Origin of the sequence: Agreia bicolorata (genome assembly GCF_000938265.1) — a bacterium.
Taxonomy (GTDB): domain Bacteria; phylum Actinomycetota; class Actinomycetes; order Actinomycetales; family Microbacteriaceae; genus Agreia; species Agreia bicolorata.
Genome location: NZ_JYFC01000002.1, coordinates 298,835 through 320,482, shown reverse-complemented (window position 1 = coordinate 320,482; position 21,648 = coordinate 298,835). Strand labels below are relative to the sequence as shown.

18 protein-coding genes are annotated in these 21,648 nt (G+C 65.8%); 8 read left to right on the top strand and 10 right to left on the bottom strand.

The features are described from left to right. Positions 1 to 142: 142 nt before the first annotated feature. On the bottom strand, positions 143 to 2,341 hold the full coding sequence (locus TZ00_RS04990) for a bifunctional metallophosphatase/5'-nucleotidase (protein ID WP_044439754.1): 2,199 nt from the start codon (positions 2,339 to 2,341) through the stop codon (positions 143 to 145). Positions 2,342 to 2,531: 190 nt separating this feature from the next. Here TZ00_RS04990 and TZ00_RS04985 point away from each other — a divergent pair, with 190 nt between their 5' ends. Continuing rightward, positions 2,532 to 3,404, top strand: coding sequence for a VOC family protein (locus TZ00_RS04985; RefSeq protein ID WP_044439753.1), 873 nt, complete (start codon positions 2,532 to 2,534; stop codon positions 3,402 to 3,404). A gap of 64 nt (positions 3,405 to 3,468) precedes the next feature. Here TZ00_RS04985 and TZ00_RS04980 read toward each other — a convergent pair whose 3' ends face one another. Continuing rightward, positions 3,469 to 5,067, bottom strand: coding sequence for a long-chain-fatty-acid--CoA ligase (locus tag TZ00_RS04980; RefSeq protein WP_044439752.1), 1,599 nt, complete (start codon positions 5,065 to 5,067; stop codon positions 3,469 to 3,471). A 146-nt stretch (positions 5,068 to 5,213) separates the two neighbouring features. On the opposite strand from TZ00_RS04980, the gene purS reads away from it, so the two are divergent. Further along, a complete protein-coding gene (gene purS, locus TZ00_RS04975; RefSeq protein WP_044439751.1) occupies positions 5,214 to 5,486 on the top strand; it encodes a phosphoribosylformylglycinamidine synthase subunit PurS in 273 nt (90 codons plus the stop codon). Beyond that, entirely contained in the window at positions 5,486 to 6,184 is a 699-nt protein-coding gene (gene purQ / locus TZ00_RS04970) for a phosphoribosylformylglycinamidine synthase subunit PurQ (protein ID WP_044439749.1), read from the top strand. Before purS ends, purQ begins: the two co-directional genes overlap by 1 nt. Positions 6,185 to 6,422: 238 nt before the next feature. Here purQ and sufU read toward each other — a convergent pair whose 3' ends face one another. From sufU to TZ00_RS04930, 8 genes are all read right to left on the bottom strand, one after another. Then, entirely contained in the window at positions 6,423 to 6,866 is a 444-nt protein-coding gene (gene sufU / locus TZ00_RS04965) for a Fe-S cluster assembly sulfur transfer protein SufU (protein ID WP_202965821.1), read from the bottom strand. Then, the gene (locus TZ00_RS04960) at positions 6,863 to 8,209 is read right to left on the bottom strand and encodes an aminotransferase class V-fold PLP-dependent enzyme (protein ID WP_044439747.1); all 1,347 of its coding nucleotides are present in this window, start codon (positions 8,207 to 8,209) and stop codon (positions 6,863 to 6,865) included. Before TZ00_RS04960 ends, sufU begins: the two co-directional genes overlap by 4 nt. 149 nt (positions 8,210 to 8,358) lie before the next feature. Next, the gene (locus tag TZ00_RS04955; RefSeq protein ID WP_084605924.1) at positions 8,359 to 9,822 is read right to left on the bottom strand and encodes an aldehyde dehydrogenase (NADP(+)); all 1,464 of its coding nucleotides are present in this window, start codon (positions 9,820 to 9,822) and stop codon (positions 8,359 to 8,361) included. Next, the gene (locus TZ00_RS04950) at positions 9,819 to 10,778 is read right to left on the bottom strand and encodes a 5-dehydro-4-deoxyglucarate dehydratase (RefSeq protein WP_078713733.1); all 960 of its coding nucleotides are present in this window, start codon (positions 10,776 to 10,778) and stop codon (positions 9,819 to 9,821) included. Before TZ00_RS04950 ends, TZ00_RS04955 begins: the two co-directional genes overlap by 4 nt. A gap of 2 nt (positions 10,779 to 10,780) precedes the next feature. Beyond that, a complete protein-coding gene (locus TZ00_RS04945) occupies positions 10,781 to 12,028 on the bottom strand; it encodes a glucarate dehydratase family protein (protein ID WP_044439746.1) in 1,248 nt (415 codons plus the stop codon). A 7-nt stretch (positions 12,029 to 12,035) separates the two neighbouring features. Continuing rightward, on the bottom strand, positions 12,036 to 12,947 hold the full coding sequence (locus tag TZ00_RS04940; protein WP_044439744.1) for a carbohydrate ABC transporter permease: 912 nt from the start codon (positions 12,945 to 12,947) through the stop codon (positions 12,036 to 12,038). Continuing rightward, complete coding sequence (locus TZ00_RS04935) at positions 12,944 to 13,906, bottom strand: carbohydrate ABC transporter permease (protein WP_238579583.1); 963 nt, start codon at positions 13,904 to 13,906, stop codon at positions 12,944 to 12,946. Before TZ00_RS04935 ends, TZ00_RS04940 begins: the two co-directional genes overlap by 4 nt. After that, positions 13,903 to 15,240: an ABC transporter substrate-binding protein gene (locus TZ00_RS04930; RefSeq protein WP_044439741.1), complete on the bottom strand. Its 1,338-nt coding sequence runs from the start codon at positions 15,238 to 15,240 to the stop codon at positions 13,903 to 13,905. Before TZ00_RS04930 ends, TZ00_RS04935 begins: the two co-directional genes overlap by 4 nt. 117 nt (positions 15,241 to 15,357) lie before the next feature. Between TZ00_RS04930 and TZ00_RS04925 the strand changes: the two genes are divergently transcribed. The 5 genes from TZ00_RS04925 to TZ00_RS04905 all read left to right on the top strand — a co-directional run bounded on the left by TZ00_RS04925 (position 15,358) and on the right by TZ00_RS04905 (position 21,627). After that, the gene (locus TZ00_RS04925; protein ID WP_152631089.1) at positions 15,358 to 16,149 is read left to right on the top strand and encodes an NAD-dependent epimerase/dehydratase family protein; all 792 of its coding nucleotides are present in this window, start codon (positions 15,358 to 15,360) and stop codon (positions 16,147 to 16,149) included. Further along, complete coding sequence (locus TZ00_RS04920) at positions 16,146 to 16,937, top strand: IclR family transcriptional regulator (RefSeq protein ID WP_238579582.1); 792 nt, start codon at positions 16,146 to 16,148, stop codon at positions 16,935 to 16,937. The genes TZ00_RS04925 and TZ00_RS04920 overlap by 4 nt, the downstream gene beginning before the upstream one ends. Next, the gene (locus TZ00_RS04915) at positions 16,934 to 18,085 is read left to right on the top strand and encodes a hypothetical protein (RefSeq protein WP_044439740.1); all 1,152 of its coding nucleotides are present in this window, start codon (positions 16,934 to 16,936) and stop codon (positions 18,083 to 18,085) included. The genes TZ00_RS04920 and TZ00_RS04915 overlap by 4 nt, the downstream gene beginning before the upstream one ends. Positions 18,086 to 18,177: 92 nt before the next feature. Continuing rightward, a complete protein-coding gene (gene purL, locus TZ00_RS04910; protein ID WP_044439738.1) occupies positions 18,178 to 20,502 on the top strand; it encodes a phosphoribosylformylglycinamidine synthase subunit PurL in 2,325 nt (774 codons plus the stop codon). A 108-nt stretch (positions 20,503 to 20,610) separates the two neighbouring features. Beyond that, positions 20,611 to 21,627 carry a WXG100 family type VII secretion target gene (locus tag TZ00_RS04905; protein WP_044439737.1) on the top strand — a complete coding sequence of 339 codons (1,017 nt, stop codon included), beginning with the start codon at positions 20,611 to 20,613 and terminating at the stop codon, positions 21,625 to 21,627. Positions 21,628 to 21,648: the final 21 nt, after the last annotated feature.

The following is a 21,648-nucleotide window of genomic DNA, read 5'->3' as shown; positions in this document are numbered from 1 at the left end:
GAAGGTGCTTGTGCGCCGGATGGATCGGCCGCATCTCGTTGCCTACAGAAACGCCCCTTGGGCATGGCCATCAGAGCCCCCCAGGGCACAAAGGACTGGCCCGGGGCTTCCACCCCGGGCCAGCCGTCTTCCTTCAGCAGTCCTACGGGCGGGTCAGTGCTCCGCGGCGACGGCGCACGACGAGCAGCGCACCCAGGGCGAGAAGCAGGCCGGCCCCGAGAAGCGGAACCGTCGCATCCAGACCTGTGGCGGCGAGCGCCGGGCTGACTGGCGTGGTGGTACCTGCGCCCACCGCCGGCGTCGTGGGATCGACGATCGGGTCGCCGAATCCTCCGGTGATGACGAGCGGGAAGGTGATCCGCAGTCCTGCTTCGCCGACCTTGAACGACACCGTGTGGTCGCCGTTGCGCAGCGATGCCGGCAGGGTGAAGGCTACGGTCGCGCGGCCCTGCTCGTCGTACTTGTCGACAACGGTCGGGTCGATCGCGGCGGATGCGATCTGCTCACCGTCGAAGAGCACGTTCAGCTCGGTGTCGGGGTTCGGGATGCCACTCAGCAGCAGCGAGCTGAGGGCGAACTCGTACGACGTTCCGGGCTCCGTGGTGCCGAAATCGACGGGCGTTCCGGCCGGGTCTGCCAGGTTCGCGATGCCGACCGAGCGGGTCGAGTAGTCGGGCGCCAAGGGCTTGTTCTCGCCGATGTAATTCACGAATGCGTCGAGGTCGACCCGCCCGGTGTCGCTCTTGCCCTGGCCGTTCGCGAGCTCGAGGAAGCCGTCTCCGCCGCCGGCGAGGAAGCTGTTCGTGACGATCTTGTACGTGTCCTCTGCAGCGATGGGCGCACCCTTGTAGAAGATTTCGGTGACGTGCGATCCGTCGGCAGCCGCCGCGTCGTAGGTGTAGGCGAGGTCAGAGTTGATGCCGAGCTTGAGGAATGGCCGCGTCTGACCGGTCTGCCACTGCTGCTCGAGCACGGTCTTTACCTGCGCACCCGTGATGGTCTGCGTGATCAGCGTGTTCGCGAAGGGCTGCACGGTCGCGGCCTCCTCGTAGGTGACGTTGCCGTCGCTGTCTTCCGGATTGGACGCGTTGGCCGCGAAGTCGATGTTCGTGCGGAGTCCGCCCGGGTTCATGAACGCGAGCTGGGTTCCGAGATCCCTCGTCGCCCACAGCTGGCCGTCGGCCACCTCGTTGCCGAGGTCAGACTCGCCGCCGCGGTTCTCCGTCGTGCCGTCACTCTGAAGGGCACGCGTGAACGACGCGGTGATGGTGCCGATGGAGACTCGCCCGATGATGCTCGACTCCGCCTTGGCGGTGGCCACGAGCGCCGCGACCTCGGGGTCCTGCGCGTACACCGCGGACGCCGGGGCGCCACCTGGTACGGCGGGCGTCACGAGCCGGATGGTCTCACCAGTGGCCGACGAGATCTCCTTCGTGGTGGGGTTCACCTGGAAGTTGAAGTGACCCAGGTTCGAGCCGTAGCTGCCGGTCTGCAGCACGGGCAGCGACTTGCCTCCGACCGTGACGGTCTGGGAGTAGAGGTTGTGCGTGTGACCGGATGCGATGGCGTCGACGTACGGAGCGGTGCCGGTGACGATCTTGCCGAAGACGGTGCCGACGTCGGTCATGTTCGCGGTCGGGCTCGCGGCGCCCTCATGGATGAGGAGAACGAGCACGTCGGCCTCGGCGTTCGTGCCGTCGTCGATGCCGTCGGTCAGTTCCTGCGCGACGGCGTTGACGCTGTCGACGATTCCGCCGACGGCCAGGGTGTCGATGCCCGTCGGGCTGACGAGAGAGGGCAGGTCTTCAGTGACGGCCCCGATGAAGCCCACCTTGACACCGTCGAAGGTCTGGATGTCATACGGCGCGAACGCGTGGTCCGTCGTGCCCTTGTTGAAGAGGTTGGCCGAGATCAAGTCGAAGTCGGCCAGGTCAGAGACGCGGCCCTCGAGGTCGGCGCGTCCGTGGTCGAGCTCGTGGTTTCCGATGGCCGAGACGCTTAGGCCGATCTGGTTGAGGGCATCGATCGTGGGCTCGTCCTGCTGCGCCTGCGAGATGAACGGCGAGCCGCTGATGTTGTCACCCGCCGACACGAGGGTGCTGTTGGGGTTCGCGGTCTTGAAGGTGTCGAACGCGGTGGCGATACTCGCCGCGCCGGCCTCACCGCTGCCGAGGTTCTGCTCGAGGTGGCCGTGAAAGTCGTTCATCGTGTACACGTCGATGACGACATCGCCGGGGGCTGCGGATGCGGGAAGCGCTCCGAATCCAACAAGGGCGACCGTCGTGGAGACGACAAGGGCGGCCACGCGCACGGAGCCGCGGCGGAAGAAGGATGACTGCATAGGAAGGTTGTTCTCCAGGGGTAAATTCGGGGACAATTCCCACTCAATCCGAAGCTTCGCTTGGGGTCAACCGAATCTCCGCAACGAAACCTGATGTTCACACGCGCCCCTTGTTCGGGGGGGGAGGGGATAATTGAGAACAGTTGTAGCTACAAGGAATATTGGCCGTGATGGGGTAGTTCTATTGACTATGACTGCAAACCAGGATCTCCTCTCAGCCCAGACCGGAATGGGTTCCGTGACCCTCCGCGTCGGAGACCTCGACGCCATGATCGCCTACTACCGCGACGCGGTCACGCTCGACGTGCAGAGCCAGGAGGGCGATGTGGCCGTGCTCGGCCGGGGCGAGGTGCCTGTCGTCATCCTGCAGCGCGCCCCCGAGCTGAAGCACGCGGCGCCGCGGTCGGCGGGGCTGTACCACACGGCCATCCTGTTCGAATCGGAGCCCGCCCTCGCCGCTGCACTGTATTCGGTAGCGCGGCACGCCCCTGGAACGTTTACTGGAAGCGCCGACCATCTCGTGTCGAAGGCCTTCTACTTCACCGACCCCGAGGGCAATGGAGTCGAACTTTACTGGGACCGCGCACGCACGGAGTGGAGCTGGGCGCACGGCCAGATCGAGATGGGCACCGTCTACCTCGACCCGAACGAGTTTCTGCAGCAGCATGTGACGCCCGAGTTAGTGGAGAACCCGAGGCTCGGCGGCACAACGGTCGGGCACGTGCACCTCTCGGTGGGCGACGTGGCCACGGCGAAGGAGTTCTACGTCGACAGGCTCGGCTTCGAGACCACCATCGCTATGGCCAGTTCGGCCCTTTTCGTGTCGGCGGGCGGGTACCACCACCACATGGCGATGAACGTCTGGGAGTCGAAAGGTGCAGGCCGACGCCCGCTGGCTCTCGGTCTGGGACTCGTCGAGATCGTTGTGCCAACGTCAGACGAGGTCGGCCAGGTGGGCGAGCGTCTCGGTCATTTCGGGCTGCAGACACGCGACGATGGACACTCGCTCATGGTGTCCGACCCGTGGGACAACCAGATTAAGATCGTGGCGGCGGCGGAGTAGCGAAACACCGCCGTTCGTCGAGCCTGTAAAGACGCGCCCTTCGACAGGCTCAGGGAACGGGCGCCTACTCCCCGTGACGCGCCACGAGTTCTCTCTTCAGAACCTTTCCGCTCGGCCCCATCGGCAGGGCATCCACGATCGTGATCTGGCGCGGGTATTTGTAGGCGGCGACGTGCTCCTCGGTGAAAGCCACCAGCTCCGCATCGGTCGCGGTCGCACCGGCAACCAGCACCACGGCCGCGACCACCTCCTGACCATGCACCTCGTGGGGGATGCCGTACACAGCCGCCATCGAGACATCCGGATGCCCCGCGAGCACCTCTTCGACCTCGCGTGGGTAGACGTTGTAGCCGTTGCGCAGAATCATGTCTTTCTTGCGATCGAGAATGCGCAGGTACCCGTCGTCATCCTTCGTACCGAGGTCGCCCGTGCGGAACCATCCGTCGACCACCGCGCGAGCCGTGTCCTCCTGCCGGTGAAGGTATCCCTTCATCAGGTTGTGACCCCTGATAACGAGTTCGCCGAGCTCCCCTCGAGGAAGCAACTCGATCGCATCGTCGTTGTCTGCCCGGGCGATCTCGACATCCACGCCCCAGATCGGCTTGCCGATCGTGCCGGGCCGCGGCGGCACACCGCGCTGGTTGAAGCTCGCGACGGGCGACGTCTCGGTCAGCCCGTAGCCCTCGTGGATGTCGGCGCCGAACACCCGTGTGAACTTGTCGATGATCGCCACAGGTATGGCCGCACCACCCGAGATGCCGTATCGCAGCTTCGTCTCGACGGGCTCCGTGCCGGCCGCGGCCAGAATCACCATGTACATCGTCGGCACACCGAAGAAGATCGTGCAGCCGTGCCGCTTGATGAGCTCGATCGCTCCGGCACCGTCGAACTTCGGCATCAGCACGATCGTGGCGCCCGCGCGAAAACCCGTGTTCAGAACACACGTCTGCCCGAAGGTGTGGAACAGCGGCAGGCATCCGAGCAGCACGTCGTCGCTCGTCATGTCGAACGTGTCGAGCAGCAGCGTGCTCGTCTGTTCCACGAGCGAGAAGTGGCTGCCCTCGGCGCCCTTCGGAGAGCCCGTGGTGCCGCTCGTGTAGAGAATCGTCGCCGTATCGCTCGGCGCGCACGACACGTAGGTCTCAGGCGGAACCGCCTGCTCAGCCAAGTCTTCGAGGCGATCGAAACCCACGGCATCCAATGGCTCGTCGCCCGAGTGCGGCGGCATCATCAGCGACACCACATCGACACCCGCGAGCGCCGCCCCTTTTGCGCCCTCGGCGAGTAGGGGCGCCGCGCAGACGAGCAGGGTGGCCCCGCTGTCACGCAGCACAAAAGCGATCTCCTCGGCCTTGAGCAATGCGTGGATGGGAACGACGATGCCGCCCAGCGCCAGGATCGCGTAGTAGACACGGGGAAAATCGGGCACATTGGGTATCAGGATGGCGACGGGGTCGCCCCGGCCGACGCCTCGTTCGCGCAGCGCGCCCGCGTATCCGAGTGTCTCCTCCCAGAGGGTGGAGTAGCTGATGCTCTGATCTCCCACAATCAGGGCCGTCTTGTCTGGCCGCCGTGCCGCAGTCTCAGCGAGGATGCCGGCCACGGAGACCGTGGCATGTCCCGTCTGCGATTCGGATGCGGCGGGGCCCGCAGGTGCATTCATCACGTTCTCCAGTCGTCTTTGACCTCAGACTCCGAGATTACGGTCGGACGGCTCTCGAGCCAAGACCGCCGCACGGGTGTGAAGCTGATGCCCAGCGTTTAGACTGGGGTCGAATCCACCCGTCACTTCTCGAAAAGAGTTCTCCGGTGCCCACAATCGTCGTCGAGGTCATGCCCAAGGCCGAACTTCTCGATCCCCAGGGCAAGGCCGTGCTCGGCGCCCTCACCCGTCTCGGACAGTCGCAGTTCAGCTCCGTTCGAGTCGGCAAGCGCTTCGAGCTCACCGTCGACGGCGAGGTCACCGACGCCGTGCTCGCCGAGGTCAAGACCCTCGCGGACGAGATGCTGTCGAACTCAGTCATCGAAGACGTCGTTGGCATCCACGTCGTCTCGACCGAGCCCGCCGGAGCATCCGTCTGATGCGCATCGGCGTCGTCACCTTCCCCGGCTCGCTCGACGACCGCGACGCCCAGCGCGCGGTTCGCATCGCCGGCGCCGAGCCCGTCGCCCTCTGGCACGGCACGCACGACCTCGATGGCGTCGACGCCATCGTGCTTCCCGGTGGCTTCAGCTACGGCGACTACCTGCGCGCAGGCGCCATCGCGAGCCACTCGCCGATCATGGCCGAGGTCATTCAGGCTGCCGATCGAGGCGTACCCGTGCTCGGCATCTGCAACGGCTTCCAAATGCTCACCGAGGCACACCTCCTGCCCGGCGGACTCATCCGCAACGACCACGGCTCGTTCATCTGCCGCGACCAGCGCCTGCGCGTCGAGAACACCTCGACCGACTGGACCAACGGCTTCACCGATCGCCAAGAGATCACGATCCCGCTCAAGAACGGCGAGGGCGGATTCATTGCCTCGACCGCCGAGCTCGAGCGGCTCGAGGGCGAGAACCACGTGGTCTTCCGCTACCTCGACGTGAACCCGAACGGTTCGCTCAACGACATCGCGGGCATCACGAACGCTCGCGGCAATGTCGTGGGCCTCATGCCGCACCCCGAGCACGCGGTCGAGCCCGGCTTCGGCCCCGATACCCCGGATGCGATGCGCTCGGGAGTAGACGGCCTCACGATCTTCACGTCGGCGCTCGAGGGCCTGCTCGCCCGCGCGTAGTGTCTGCCCCGGCCCGCTACATCGGCTCGGCGCAGAAGCACGCAAATCCGCCCGGATAGGTGCATGTTCGCCGACTGGATGACGCGGCCAGGATTGACTAGGCGAAGACGCATCCAAAAGGGCATTCTTGGGTGCTTCTGCGACGAGTGGATGCCCTTCGACAGGCTCAGGGAGCGGGCAACCCCGTGGAACCCGGGAGGCTCAGGCGACGCGCGGGCAGTTCAGGGCGCGGGCAGCATCAGGCTGCGGAGGTCTTCGCCATCGCATCTTCTAGGGCGACCCACGCGAGCATCGCGCACTTGACGCGTGCGATGTAGCGGGAGACGCCGCCGAGCACGACCGCGTCGCCGAGCAGCTCTTCGTCGCCCTCGAGCGTGCCCTTCGAGCGCATCAGCTCGCGAAACGCGTCGATGCGCTCCTGAACTGCGGCCCGGTCGAGATCAACGATCACATCTGACAACAAAGAGGCAGACGCCTGCGAGATGGCGCAGCCGTGCCCCTCCCAGCTGAGCGACGTGATGGTGTCGCCCTGCGAATGGATGCGCAGGGTCACCTCGTCGCCGCACGTCGGGTTGAGCTGGTGCGACTCGGCCGATCCGCCCTCGCGCAGCCCATGATTGTGCGGGGTGCGCGAGTGATCCATGATGACCTCCTGGTAGAGGCTCTCGAGCGACGAGCTCACAGGGATGTCCTTTCGGAAGACTGCGGGTAGAGGGTCGGCACCACACCGAAGAACGCCGTGACCTCACGCACGCCCTCGAGGAAGGCGTCGACCTCGGCCGGCGTGTTGTAGAGGTAGGCGCTCGCGCGGGTCGAAGCGGTCACGCCGAAGCGGCGGTGCAGTGGCTGGGCGCAGTGGTGCCCCACGCGCACCGCTATGCCCAGGTCGTCGAGGTACTGGCCGACGTCGTGGGCATGCACACCTTCGACAACGAAGCTGGCGAGCCCCGCCCGCTCCACACCAGGCGGCGGGCCCAGCACGGTGATTCCGGGGATCGCGGACAGGCCCGACACGAGGCGCTGGCCGAGGGCGGCCTCCCAGTCGTGGATGCGCTGCATGCCGACCTCAGACAGATAGTCGACGGCGGCGCCCAGCGCGATGGCCTGCGACACACGCTGCGTGCCAGCCTCGAATCGCTGCGGCGCCGGAAGGTACTCGGCCTTCTCGAGCGTGACCGTGGTGATCATCGATCCGCCCGTGAGAAAGGGAGGCATGGCATCGAGCAGCTCAGCACGGCCGTACAGCACTCCCACGCCCGTGGGTCCGAGCATCTTGTGGCCGGAGAACACGGCGAAGTCGACGCCCAGCGCACCCAGGTCGAGCGGGCGATGCGGGGCCGATTGGCAGGCATCCAGAACCACGAGCGCGCCGACGGCGTGCGCCAGAGCCACGAGCCGCTCGACGGGATTGATGACTCCCGTGACGTTCGACACGTGCGTGAAGGCGAGAACGCGCGTGCGCGAGCCGATGATCTCTTCGGCCGCTGCCATTTGCAGCTGGCCATCGTCGTCGATGGGGATGACCCGCAGCGTGGCTCCCGTGCGAGCGGCGAGTTCTTGCCACGGGATGAGGTTGGCGTGATGCTCCATCTCGGTCGTGACGATCTCGTCGCCCTCGCCCAGCGCGAATCGCGACGACGCGGGGGCTCCGCGACCCAGGCTCGCGTTCGAGAACGCGTAGGCGACCAGGTTGATGCCCTCGGTCGCATTCGAGGTCCACACGATCTCGTTCTCGCGCACGCCCACAAAGGCTGCAACACGGGCGCGAGCGTTTTCGAAGACCTCTGTAGCCTCCGCGGCGAGGGTGTGGGCTCCGCGGTGCACGGCCGAGTTTCGGCGCGTCAGGTAGTCGTGCTCTGCCTCAAGGACGTGGGTGGGTCGCTGCGCGGTCGCCCCCGAGTCGAGATAGCTGAGGGGATGGCCGTTGACGGTCTCGCCCAAAATGGGAAAGTCTGCCCGCAGCCGTTCGACCTCGGCGAGCGTCAGCGGCCCGTCACTCAGAGTGGATGCGTCGGGAACGGTCATGGGGTGCGGGTCAACTTTCGAGCGAGTCTGGGTTGGAGAGAACGATTAAGGCTACTTCGTTGCCTTGAACGCTGCCCGCGCGGAACAAATTCCGTGCGCCGCCAGATCACGCCGATTCAGCATCCCTACATGCCGCGCTCTCAGGCGCATCACAGCACGAGGACACCGTCGACCCTCCTCGGGCCCGTTGCGCCGTCGCGAAGCGCCTCCGGAAGGAGCGCCTCCGGCGCATCCTGAAAAACGAGCGGCCGCTGGAACCGCCGCACGGCCGTGACACCCACCGAGGTGTGCTGGGTATTCGTCGCAGGCCACGGGCCACCATGATGCTGCGCCCAAGTCACCGCGACGCCCGTTGGCCAGCCCCCAAAGAGCACGCGGCCGGCCTTTTCGCCGAGCACGGCGACAATATCCTCGACGTGTTCTCCGGGCTCCGCGTGCACGGTGGCGGTCAGCGTTCCAGGAAGAACGTCGAGGGCGTCCGACAGTTCCGCTTCGGACGAGTAACGCACCAGAACGGTCGTGGGCCCGAAAACCTCCTCGGAAATCTCCTCCGCGTTCGATTGGAAATCGGCCGCACTCACCGAGTACAGCGACGCGGAACCGGCGCCGCTCGGAGCGACGACCTGCCGTACGCCCTGGAGCACCGCGAGCCGACCCGCGCCCCGCAGGTACCCTTCGGCGATCGCATCCGTGAGCATGGTTCCACCCGTCGTGGGCACAAGGGGCACGAGGGCCGCTTCGAGCGCGGATGAAGCGGGAACGAACACGATGCCCGGCTTTGTGCAGAACTGACCGAGTCCCAGGGTGAACGAGCCGGCAAGACCGGCCGCGAGTTCCTCGCCCCTGGATGCATCGGCGCCTCGGGTGACGACAACGGGATTGATGCTTCCGAGCTCACCGTAGAACGGGATCGGTCGCGAGCGAGCCGCGGCGAGATCCGCGAGCGCCCGGCCCCCGGGAACCGAGCCGGTGAAGGCAGCGGCCTGCAGCCGCTCGTCTTCGATCAGAGAAACGCCCGCGTCGAACCCGTGAACGAGCGCGAAGATCCCGTCAGGAGCGCCGGCCGAGGCGAGCGCCTCGATGACCAGTTCGGCGGTGCGAGCAGAGGTGCGCCCATGCCCTGGATGCGCCTTGACCACCACGGGGCAGCCCACCGCGAGCGCAGAAGCGGTATCGCCTCCCGCCACAGAGAATGCGAAGGGAAAATTAGATGCGGCGTAGACGCCGACAACCCCGATGGGGATCAGGATGCGCCTCAGCTCGGGCTTCGGCGGCGTTGCCTGCGGGTCGGCGTGATCGATGACGATGTCGAGGTAGGAGCCCTCGTCGAGCGCGTCGGCGAACATTCGCAATTGTCCCGTGGTGCGCCCGACCTCGCCCTCGAGCCGGGCCTGCGGCAGGTGGGTCTCCCCCAGAGCGAGGGAGACGAGTTCGTCTCGGGCCGCGTCGAGCCGGGCGGCGATCTCGCGGAGCCATCCGGCACGATCGCCGCTCGTCGAGGCCGAGGCAGGACGGCGCGCGGCGACGGCGGCATCGAGCATCCGGTCGAACTCGACCGGGGTGGTCTCGGGCACGGCCCCCTCGGCCCCAGTCGTCTGATCTGCGGCGCTCATCGGACCAGCTCCTCGCCACGCGCAAGAATGACGCGCAGCTGCTCGGTTTGTTCTTCCGACGGGTCGACAAGCGGCGCTCGCACGGAGCCCACCTCCAGCCCACGCAGGCGCAGCCCGGCCTTGATGAGCGACACAGCGAAACCGGGCACCTGGTTGCGCAGTCTGACGAGGGGCGTGAAGAAGCCATCGAGGAGGCGATCCTGCTCGACCGCGTCCTCTGCTTCGTAGGCCGCGTAGAACGCGTTCGCGATGCGGGGCGCCATCGCGAAGACGGCCGACGAATACAGAGGAACACCGATCGCACGGTAGGCGGCCTGACTCGCCTCAGCGGTCAGCATCCCGTTGAAGAACTGCACGTCGTCGCGTCCCGCGCGGCGCGCGGCGAGAACGAACTGCTGCATCAGCGCGATGTCGCCGACGCCATCCTTGATTCCCGCGAGCGTGGGAAGAGCGAGCAGACGCTGCACGGTCGCCTCGGTGAACTTCGCGGAGCCTCGATGATACGCAATGATCGGCAGCGAGGTACTTTCGGCGATCGCCTCGACGTACAGTGCGACACCCTCCTGGGGCGCCCTCACGAGGTACGACGGCAGTACGAGCAATCCGTCCACGCCGGCCTCCTCGGCGATGCGGGCGCAGTCGCGGGCGTGGCCGAGCGGCCCGCCAACCCCGGCGAGAACGACGCCAGTGCCGCCCGCAGCTTCGACGGCCGCGTGCACGGCCACGCGGTATTCGTCGAGGGAGAGCGCGTGGTACTCACCGGTGCCGCAGGCCACGAAAGCGGCCCCTGCACCCTGCGCGAAGCCCTCGGCCACGTGCGCGACTAGCAGCTCGCTGTCGACCCTGTCTTGCGCGTCGAACGGCGTCACCGGAAAAAAGAGAATCCCGCCGATATCGCGAAAGCGTCGTCGACTGAGCGCCTCGGCGACGGGCTGAGTGGCGTGGGTGGTGGTCATGATCAGAACCTCGGCAGAGTCGGTGAATAGTGGGGCTGAATGCGACGCATGTATCCGGTGTCGTCTCGCACGGTTCGGCCGGACTCCAGGTATACCTGGTGCTGTCGCTCGAGTGCGTCGAGATCGAGCTCGACCCCGAGACCCGGGGCGCGGGGAACGGCGATCGAGCCGTCAACGATCTCGAGCACACCGGCCTTGACGATGTCGTCGCCCCTGTTCCAGGGATAGTGCGTGTCGCAGGCGTAGGAGAGTTCTGGGCTTGCCGCAGCGACGTGCGTCATCGCCGCGAGAGAAATGCCCAGGTGCGAGTTGGAGTGCATCGATAGTCCGACTCCCCATGCTGAGCAGATAGCCGCGAGTTCTCTGGTGTGAGCGAGACCACCCCAATAGTGGTGATCGGAGAGCACGATCTGCACGGCGTCCTTCGCGAAACCCTCCTTGAGCTGCTCGAAAGTGACAACGCACATGTTGGTCGCGAGCGGCAGCGGGGTCTCGCGGGAGACGGCCGCCATCCCATCGATTCCGAGAACCGGGTCTTCGAGGTATTCGAGCACCGGCTCGAGCTCTCGAGCGACGCGAACGGCCGTTTCTTGGGTCCAGGCGCCGTTGGGATCGATCCGTAGTGGATAACCGGGGAAGGCCTCGGCGAGAGCCCGCACCGCAGCGATTTCCTCATCGGGTGGAAACACGCCGCCCTTGAGTTTGATTGAGCGAAACCCGTAGCGGTCGATGAGTGCGCTCGCCTGGCGCACGATTCCCTCGGGGTCGAGCGCGGCCCCCCACTCGTCGCCCGTCGCCGGGATGCCATCGAAGGCTGGATGCTCCGCCCACTTGTAGAAGAGGTAGGCGCTGTACGGCACGGATTCGCGTACGGCACCGCCGAGGAGGTCGCTCACGGGCACCCCCACGATCTTGCCCTGGGCGTCGTGCGCCGCGACGTCGAGCATGGCGTAGATGACGCGGCGCTCGCGACGGCTGAGCGAGCCCTCGTCGCCGCCGAACACCGCGCTGACGGCCGCCTCGATGCCGTGCAGGTCGAAGACGCTGAGACCGATGATGGCTTCGCGCACGGCGAGCACGCTCTCGGTGACGGCTATGCCCCCCGAGCCCTCGCCGAGGCCGATGACGTTGCCGTCCACGACGAGTTGCACGATGTTTCGCAACGCGAGGCGCTCGTGCACGCCGTCAGCGTTGAGCAGCGGTGGGTCGCGAAAGGCGATGGGGGTGACGATGAGGTCGCGGATGATCATGTGGTTGTTATCCCTTCGTCGCGCCCGAGGTGATGCCTCGGATGAGCGACTTCTGCATAAGCAGGTAGATGAGCAGGCTGGGCAGGAGCGCGAGCAGCGCGCCGAACAAGAGCACGCCGGAGCCGACCTGGGCGTCGGCGCGCAGCACACTGAGCGCGACAGTGAGCGTGTAGTCGCTCGGATCGTTGGCCGCAATGAGGGGAAGCAGATATTGATCCCAGATCATCATGAAGCCGAAAATCGTCACGACGCCGAGCACGGGCTTGCACAGCGGCAGGATGATCGTCCAGAGCATGCGCAGCTCGCCCACGCCGTCGAGGCGGGCGGCTTCTTCGATCTCAAGCGGGATCTCCTTCATGAACTCGGTCATAAGCAAGATGGAGAAGCCCCACACGGCAATAGGAAGGATCACTCCCCACGGGGTGCCTCGAAGGTTGATTCCGAGCCCGCCCACGTCACCGAGTACCTGGGACAGCGGGATGGCAATGATCTCCTCCGGCAGCATCATCGTGAGCAGGAAGAGCAGCAGCACGAAGCTCTGGCCGCGGAAACGGTGTCGGGCGAGCGCATACGACGTGAGGATCGCGATGCTGATCTGCAGAACGAGGCCGCCGCCAACGATGACGAGCGAGTTGAGGAAATAGCCCCAGACACCGCGGCCCGTGGCGACGTTCATCGGCTCAAGCGACGGTTGGCTCGGAAAGAGGTGCAGCGCTGTCGAGTCGGCGGCGGCATCGAATGCGCCGGAGGCGATGAGCACGAACGGCGCCGCGAAGATAAAGAAGACGACGATGCAGAGCACGAGCCTCAGAAGGTTGGATGCCCTCCACCCGGGCTTCCAGCCGAGGGCGCTGTCGAATTGCCCGTCGGTGCGGAGTCGTTTGGCTGCCTTCAGCGGCTGTTCGTGGATGGCGCTCATCGCGCACGCTCCTTCCGGTTGGAGACCATACGCACCGAGACGGTGAGCACGAGCGTGGCGACGAGCAGCAACACAGACGCAGCCGAGGCGACCCCGAGGTCATTGCCCTTGAATCCGAGCGAGAACACGCGGGTCATCCAGACCTCGGTGGAGCCCGCCGGGCCTCCGCCCGTTAATACGAATACCTCTGTGAAGATACGCAGGCTGCGGATAGCTGCGAGTGTCAGGACGACGCTGAGCGCCGGGCGTAAGGCCGGGAAAACGATGTAGCGCAAGCGTTGCCACGTGGTGACTCCGTCGACCGCCGCTGACTCATAGAGGGCTCGGTCGATGCCGGCAAGCCCGGCGAGGATGATCACCATGTTGTAAGGAGCGGAGATCCAGATACCGACGGCCATCACGTAGCCGAGCGACGTGTTTGGATCGCTGAGGAATCCCTGCGCCTGGATACCGACCATGCCGAGAATGCTGTTGATGAAGCCGGATTCGGTCGGGAACAGCAGGATGCGCCAGATCTCGCCGACGACCGCGACGGCGGTGACCACGGGAAGGAACACGGCGGTGCGCACGAACCAGAGTCGGCGAGAGCTGCCCTCCAGCAGAAGGGCGAGACCGGTACCGAGGATGAGAGCGCCGATGGCCTGCCCTCCCCCGAGCACAACGGTGTGGGCCAGCGCGTCGAGGAATCGCTGGTCGCTGAGCACCTTGACGTAGTTGTCGAGTCCGATGAATTCGTCCCCAAGGAACGGCTGCACCTTCACGAAGCTCATCCGGATGCCCTCGATCATGGGACCGAACTTGAAGATGACACCCAGAAGCAGGCCGGGCACGAGGAACAGCCAGGGGATCAGCGAACGACGCGTGAAGCGGCGGCGACGCTGCGGTGGGCGTTCTGCCATCCCGGTGGAGGGCCGAGGGCGCTCCACCGAGACGGCAGGACCGTTGCTGAGGGTGGTCACTGAGACAGGTTCTGATTCTTGAGTTCAGCGACGAATCCGTCGTCGATCTTCTTCAGACCGGCTGGGATATCACTGTTGCAGTCCGACAGCATCGCGTTCAATTCGTCGGCCGCGATCTGTCGGAACGGGAGGAAGTCGATCGCATAGGGGAAGTTCTCCGAGTCGTTATAGGCGTCGGCCGCGACTGTCCACCGCGGGTCTCCCGTGACGGCCGCGACATCTACGGTCTTATTCACGGGGATGCGAACGACGGGCTGGCTGACGACTCCCGCTTCATTGGTCGTGACCTTCATCGCAAGCTCCTGCGCCTCCGGGGTGATGAGGAACTCAGCCAGCTGCTTCTGCAGATCGGTCTTCTTCGAACTAGCGCCGAAGTAAATGTTCTCTCCCTCGGCGAGGCTGGTCACTCCGCCGCCGGGCCCGGCCGGCATCGGGATGACCTCCACGTTGTCTGCTCCGACGTTGGCCTCGAAGGTGCTGATGTTGTACGGACCGGTAAGTGAGATTCCGGCGGTTCCCTGCCCGAAGAACGGGGTATCCGCCGTTGTCAGGTTGATCGAACCAGGCACGACGACTCCCGGGGTGCAGAACTGCTTGCGCATCCACTCAACCGCCGTGGCCGCCTCGGGCGAGTTCACAACGGACTTGTAGGTGCCGTCCCCGTTGTATTTCAGAAGACCCCCACCAGCCTGAAAGAGGTAGGACGCGGCCCACCGCAGGGCGTAGCCGCTCTGAGCGCTTCCGGCAACGACCATTCCGTACGTATCGGCGACGCCGTCGCCGTCAGGATCCTGGGTGGCGAAGGCCTCTCCGAGGGCGGAGAGGTCGTCCCAGGTCTTCGGAACGGGCAGTCCGAGCTTCTCGCGCCAGTCCTTACGAATAATCGTCACGGCGGCCTGACGCGACCACGGAACACCGTAATACTTGCCGTCGGTGCCGCGGTTTTCGTCCCACGTTTTGTCGGCGATCTGGTCGCTTCCCTCGATCGAGCTCTTATCGATGGGGAGCAGGAAGCCCTGCGACACGTAGTTGCCGAGCGAGCCGGCGTCGTTGATAAGCACGTCGGGGAGATCCTTCTGCCCGGCGCGAGCCTGGAGCTGAGTATCGAACTCCAATATGGGCTTGTAGTCGATCTTGATGCCGGTCTTCTTGGTGAAGGCGTCGAAAACCGGCTGGTAGCTGGCTGCCGCTTCGGGCCCGCTTCGGGTCCAGACTTCGAGGCTCTTGTCATCACCTCCAGAACTGTCTCCGGAGGAGCAGGCGGCAAGCGTGCCGACGAGTGCGACAGTGATCGCCAGCGCCAAACCGGATCGAATTGTTCGGGTCTTCAACATTGAATCTCCATTTACATATATGAATGTATTGCTCTTATGTGAATACTTTCGCTATGCTAATCACTATTCGACCGCGATGTCAAAGGTCGGAATGACCGGATCAGAGAGGCCAATTTCGTGCACGCTCCACACCGCATCCTGATCACGGGGGCCGCAGGCAAGGCCGGCACCGGCGTCAGGCCACTGCTCAGAGCACGGGGCCACGAGCTTGTGCTGCTCGACCTCACCCCCATCGATGCTCAACCTGGCGAGCGGGCGATCACAGGATCGTTTACCGATGAGGCGACGCTCTCCGATGCACTGAATGGCGTCGATGCCGTCGTCCACTTCGGTGGCTACAGCCGCGAACACCTCTGGAGCAACCTTCTCGACATCAATATCTCCGGCACGAACGCGGTGCTCGATGCCGCACGCCGGGCTGGTGTGCGGCACGTTTTGCTCGCGAGCTCGACCCACGCGGTCGGCTACCATCCGATCCCGTCGATACCCGTGCACGACCTCCCGCCTCGCCCCGACAGCCTGTACGGGGTCGCCAAAGTGGCCATGGAGGCACTCGGCGCCGTCTACGCCGACCGCTACGACATGACCGTCGTCAGCGCCCGCATCGGCACGGTCGAGGATCGCCCCCGGAACCTGCGTTCGCTGTCTACGTGGCTGTCGTATTCCGACCTCGTGCGACTCATCGAGGCCACTACCGCGCTCGACTTGCCGGGCTCGCACACCGTGTGGGCGATCTCCGCCAACACCCGGCGATGGTTCGACATCTCGAACGGTCAGGGCATCGATTACTACCCTGAAGACGACGCGGAGTTTGCAGCCGCCGAGATCTTCGAGCCGGGCGCACCCGGCAACGGGCTCATCGGCGCAGAATTCGCCGATCCAGAACACGAATTGGGGGTGCCCTGGTGACACTGACACCGGAGGAAACAACGACAGCGAAGCCGGTCAAATCGGCGGAACGCACGCTTCAGCTGCTCGAGACGATCGCCTCGGCTGGGGAGCCGATGCCCGTCACGGAGCTGCACAGCCGCACCGGATTTCCGCGCTCGAGCCTGCATCAACTCCTGCACACCATGGCAGCGGCGCAGTGGGTGCAGTTCAGCAGCGATAAATCTCTGGTCGCCATCGGCACTCGGGCGCTCGTCGTCGGAACCTCGTACCTCGACCGCGACGCGGCGCTGCCACTGGCTGCAGCAATGCTCGAGCGGGTGCGCAGCGAGAGCGGCTACACCGCTCACTACGCACGACGCGACCGCGACAATGTGCTCTATCTGGCCACTCGCGAGACCTCGGAATCTCATCGAGCCGCATCGCGAGTCGGGCGCCTGCTTCCCGCGAACGCGACGGCACTGGGCAAAGCGCTGCTTGCCGAACTCAGCGACGCAGAACGCGAGGCGGTGATGGGCCGAGAGGCGATGCCCCTCCTCACCGCGCACACGATCACCGACCCGATCAAGCTCGGCCTCGATCTCGAGACCGCTCGCTCGGCCGGCTTCGCGATCGAGCGAGAAGAGAACACACTTGGCGTGAGCTGCGTCGCGGCGGCCGTTCCGTATCGAATTCCGGCGACCGACGCGATCAGCTGCTCGATTCCTCTCGATCGCGCCGATCCCACCGAGATGGCCCGGGTCGCCGCGATCGTTCGCCGGTGCGCCTCAGACCTCGCCGAGCAGTTGCGAACGGCGGGTGTGCGATGAGGGAGAAGATCGACGCACTCTGGTGCGCGTATCCCTGGGATCTGCTGGGCGATCCATCCGTCGTCGAGCGGGTCACAGATTCCGGCGCGTCGGGGGTGGCTATTGCCGCCGCTTACCATTCCGTGCGCGCGGCCACGCCGCTGCATCCCACTCATCGAATCGTCGACGCGGCCCACGCCGCCCTCTACGCCCCCGTACGCGAGTCGGCGTGGGCCGGGATGCGCCTGCGCCCGGTGAGCGGGGCGGCCTGGGCCGGCGACGATGCGTTCGCGCGGGCGGCCTCGATCGCCCGCGAGGGCGGGCTCAGTGTCGAGGCATGGATCGTGCTCACCCATTCGAGCATCGTTGGCTCCGGCGCGCCGGATCTCTGCGTGACGAGCGCATACGACGAGACGTACCCGTATGCGTTGTGTCCGAGCTCACCCGAGGTTCGCGCGTACGCCACGAGACTCGTCGAGGAGGTCATCGCGGCCGCGCCGCTCGACGGCGTTATGCTCGAGGCCTGCGGCAGCCTCGGCGTCGATCATCTTGGGCATCATGAGAAGACTCAGGGCGCCGACTGGAGCGCCCTCGACTCCGCACTACTGTCCGTGTGCTTCTGCCTGGCGTGCGTTGATGAGCTAGGTCGAATCGGTGCGGATGTCGACAGGTTGCGAGCGCAGATCCGTGCGGCCATAGGCGTCCAGCACGCGAGCAAGACCCGCGTGGAGGACGTATTGAGCGACGCCGCGGCCGTGCTCGCCGTGCGCACGAGTGCGCGTCACGAGCTGCTCGGGGCGACGGTCGCGGCGGCCCGCCGTGCGGGCATCCGGCAGATCACGGTGCACGCGTCACCCGACCCGTGGGCGACCGGCCCCTTTTCGGCGCTGTTTGACGAGGCTGGGTCGGTCGATGCGCTCGTACTCCCCGGCAATGAGCTGCTCGGCGCCAGCGCGGAGCGGCTCGCCGAGCTGCGCGCGCTAGCCGGCGGCACCCCGCTGGCCGGTTACTTCGCCGCCCTGCCCCCGGAAACCCCTGCGACGATCTCCGAACGCTGGCCCGCCGCGATCGCCAGCGTCGACCGGGCCTACCTCTACCACCTGGGTCTCCTCTCTGCCCAACGCCTGTCCGCCGTCGGCTCGGCGACGCGGTCCGCGCGCGTCGGCTGAGCGAGCACGAGCGCCCGGCCGGATCTCATCAGTGTGGTTCCCCGTAAGATTGGAGGCGCTCACCGCCTGCCCCACTAAGGAGCCATTTCCGCGTGTCTGAATCCGCTGCCGTCACCTCCGCCCGCGCCGCCGCCGATACCGTGCAGAACGCGATCGACACCCCAGACCGGGAGCAGCCGTACGCGGCTCTCGGCATGAAGCCCGATGAATACGCCAAAGTGCGCGAGATCCTCGGCCGCCGCCCTACCTCTGGCGAGCTCGCCATGTACTCCGTCATGTGGAGCGAGCACTGCTCGTACAAAAGCTCCAAGATCTACCTGCGGCAGTTCGGCGAGAAGGTGTCGCCCAAGATGAAGCAGAACCTCATGGTCGGCATGGGCGAGAACGCCGGTGTCGTCGACGTGGGCGAGGGCTGGGCCGTCACCTTCAAGATCGAGAGCCACAACCACCCCAGCTACATCGAGCCGTTCCAGGGCGCCGCGACCGGCGTCGGCGGCATCGTGCGCGACATCATCTCGATGGGTGCGCGGCCGGTGGCCGTGATGGATGCGTTGCGCTTCGGCGACATCTCAGACCCCGACACGGCCCGCGTCGTGCACGGCGTGGTCTCGGGCATCTCGTTCTACGGCAACTGCCTGGGCCTGCCGAACATCGGCGGAGAGACCTGGTTCGACCCGGTATATCAGGGCAACCCGCTCGTCAACGCGCTGAGCGTGGGTGTGCTGCGCCACGAAGACCTGCACCTGGCCAACGCCCGCGGGGTCGGCAACAAGGTTGTGCTCTTCGGTGCTCGCACCGGTGGCGACGGCATCGGCGGAGCATCCATTCTCGCCTCTGACACGTTCTCGGCCGGTGGCCCCACCAAGCGCCCGGCCGTGCAGGTCGGCGACCCCTTCGCCGAGAAGGTGCTCATCGAGTGCTGCCTCGAGCTGTTCCGCGAGAAGCTGGTCGAGGGCATCCAAGACCTCGGAGCCGCGGGAATCTCGTGTGCGACCAGCGAGCTCGCCTCCAACGGCGACGGCGGCATGTTCATCGAGCTCGAGAAGGTACTGCTGCGCGACCCCTCTCTCACCGCAGAAGAGATTCTGACGTCAGAGAGCCAGGAGCGTATGATGGCCGTCGTGACCCCCGAGAAGCTCGAGGGCTTCTTGAAGGTCGTCGAGAAATGGGATGTCGAGACCAGCGTTCTCGGCGAGGTCACCGACACCGGCCGCCTCATCATCAACTGGCACGGCGAGGAGATCGTCAACGTCGAGCCGCGCACGGTCGCCGTCGATGGCCCGGTCTACACGCGCCCGGTCGCCTACCCGAGTTGGATCGATGCTCTTCAGGCCGACACCGCAGCGACGCTCCCCCGCGCGACGACACCGGATGAGCTGCGCTCGCAGCTCGTGCAGTTGCTGGGCTCGCCCAACCTCGCAGACTCCAGCTGGATCACCAACCAGTACGACCGCTACGTGCTCGGCAATACGGCGCTCAGCTTCCCCGACGACGGCGGCATGATCCGCGTCGACGAGGAGTCAGGGCTCGGCTTCGCCATCGCGACGGATGCCAATGGCCGGTACTGCCAGCTCGACCCGTACCAGGGCGCGCAGCTGGCCCTCGCCGAGGCGTACCGCAACGTCGCCGCTACAGGCGCAACCCCGGTGGCCGTCTCCGACTGCCTCAACTTCGGTTCGCCCGAAGACCCCGAGGTCATGTGGCAGTTCTCGAAGGCCGTCGAGGGCCTCGCAGACGGCTGCCTCGAGCTCGAGATCCCCGTCACCGGCGGCAACGTGTCGTTCTACAACCAGACCGGCACCAAGCCGATCCACCCGACCCCTGTGGTCGCCATTCTCGGCGTGATCGACGACGTGGCCAAGCGCATCCCGAGCGGATGGCAGGACGAGGGCAACAACATCTACCTGCTGGGTACCACAACGGAGGAGTTCGACGGCTCTGCCTGGGCCGGCGTCATCCACGACCACCTCGGCGGTCGCCCGCCGGCCGTGTCGCTGGCGAACGAGGCAACCCTCGCAGGCCTTCTCGCTGCGGGCGCGCAGCAGTCGATCATCGCCTCGGCTCACGACCTGTCAGACGGCGGCCTCGCCACCGCGCTGGTCGAGAGCGTGATGCGCTTCGGCGTGGGCGCCCGGGTGTTCCTCGACGAGCTGATGCTTCGCGACGGCGTCGACATCACGACCGCTCTCTTCTCCGAGACCACAGGGCGCGTGCTCGTCAGCGTTCCGCGCGAAGACGACGTGAAGTTCATCGGTCTGTGTGAAGGCCGCGGTTACCCCGTGATCCGGGTCGGCGTGACCGACTCGACCGAGCCGGGCATCAGCATCCAGGGCCAGTTCGACGTGTCGCTCGACGAGCTGCGCGGCACCCATCGGGCCACGCTGCAGCAGCACTTCGGCGACGTCGTCGGCTACTGAGGCGCGGGCCGGTCGATGGCATGGGGAGTTCTCCCCATCGAACTCGACGGGCCCCGCCGCTAGCCTGAACTGACAACGACAGGCTCGACACCAGCACGGAGGATCACGATGGCACAAGGGTTCTACGGCGCCGATCCCGAACAACTCCGGGCCCTGGCGAAGCAGTTCTCGTCGGGCTCGAACCAGATCCGTTCGTCGCTCGAGACGGTGTCGTCTCTCGTCAACTCGACTCAGAGCTGGCAGGGACCAGACGCGAGCGCCTTTCAGCAGCGCTGGAACTCGCAGGTCAAGCAGCTGGGCAACACGGTCGTGCACGCGCTCGAGCTCGGTTCAACGACGCTCATCAAGAACGCAGACGAGCAGACGGCCACGAGCCAGGTCGACGGCGGGGCCGGTGGCAACGGAGGTCCGGGCGGAAATGGTGGGCCGGGCGCAAAAGCAGGTCCAGGCACCGGCACACCGAAGTCGCCGGACGATCCCGGATTCTTCGAACCGGGATCATCGTTCCGCGACGCTTGGGGCAAGTACGGCAACCTGACGACCTACGCGGATCTCTGGAAAGTCGCCCGTGGAACCACCGAATGGGGCTTCCCCGGGTTGCCGCTGATCGCCGGAAACGCCGCTCCTCCCTACCGGCTGCTGGACTCGATGGCCGACGTCATCAAATTGGACAACCTCAACAAGTACATCCCCGCCCTCAATATTTCGGACGATGTCTTGAACTCCAGCACGGGGCTGATGGGAGTGAAGAACGGCGTCCTCAACTTCGTGGGCGAGGGCGGCCTGGGGAAGGGCCTCGGAGCGCTGGGCGTCGGCCTCGATGCATATGACGCCGTCACCAGCGCCGCCAAGGGCGAATACGGCGACGCCGCCTGGTCTGCGACCAAAGCTGCCCTAGGGGTAGCGTCATTCCTTCCTCCTCCCGCGGGCACCGTAGCCGGGGTGGTAAGCCTCGGAATTGCCGTCTATGAGCTCCCGGGTGTGAAAGAGTTCGTCGACAACGGGGCCAAAGCAGTGGCCGACACGATCTCGAATGCCGTGAAAGACCCCGGCAAATTCGCGACCGATGTCGGAAACAATCTGAAGGATGCGGGGGAAGGCGTGAAGAACTTCCTCGGCTTGTAAGCGCGAATCTCCCGAAAGGAC

Coding starts and splice junctions, on each gene's coding strand:
- TZ00_RS04955 (WP_084605924.1), bottom strand. CDS start 9,822: ATGAGCGCCGCAGATCAGACGACTGGGGCCGAGGGGGCCGTGCCCGAG.
- TZ00_RS04980 (WP_044439752.1), bottom strand. CDS start 5,067: ATGAATGCACCTGCGGGCCCCGCCGCATCCGAATCGCAGACGGGACAT.
- TZ00_RS04940 (WP_044439744.1), bottom strand. CDS start 12,947: ATGAGCGCCATCCACGAACAGCCGCTGAAGGCAGCCAAACGACTCCGC.
- purQ (WP_044439749.1), top strand. CDS start 5,486: ATGCGCATCGGCGTCGTCACCTTCCCCGGCTCGCTCGACGACCGCGAC.
- TZ00_RS04905 (WP_044439737.1), top strand. CDS start 20,611: ATGGCACAAGGGTTCTACGGCGCCGATCCCGAACAACTCCGGGCCCTG.
- TZ00_RS04950 (WP_078713733.1), bottom strand. CDS start 10,778: ATGACCACCACCCACGCCACTCAGCCCGTCGCCGAGGCGCTCAGTCGA.
- TZ00_RS04985 (WP_044439753.1), top strand. CDS start 2,532: ATGACTGCAAACCAGGATCTCCTCTCAGCCCAGACCGGAATGGGTTCC.
- TZ00_RS04915 (WP_044439740.1), top strand. CDS start 16,934: ATGAGGGAGAAGATCGACGCACTCTGGTGCGCGTATCCCTGGGATCTG.
- TZ00_RS04945 (WP_044439746.1), bottom strand. CDS start 12,028: ATGATCATCCGCGACCTCATCGTCACCCCCATCGCCTTTCGCGACCCA.
- TZ00_RS04930 (WP_044439741.1), bottom strand. CDS start 15,240: ATGTTGAAGACCCGAACAATTCGATCCGGTTTGGCGCTGGCGATCACT.
- TZ00_RS04990 (WP_044439754.1), bottom strand. CDS start 2,341: ATGCAGTCATCCTTCTTCCGCCGCGGCTCCGTGCGCGTGGCCGCCCTT.
- TZ00_RS04960 (WP_044439747.1), bottom strand. CDS start 8,209: ATGACCGTTCCCGACGCATCCACTCTGAGTGACGGGCCGCTGACGCTC.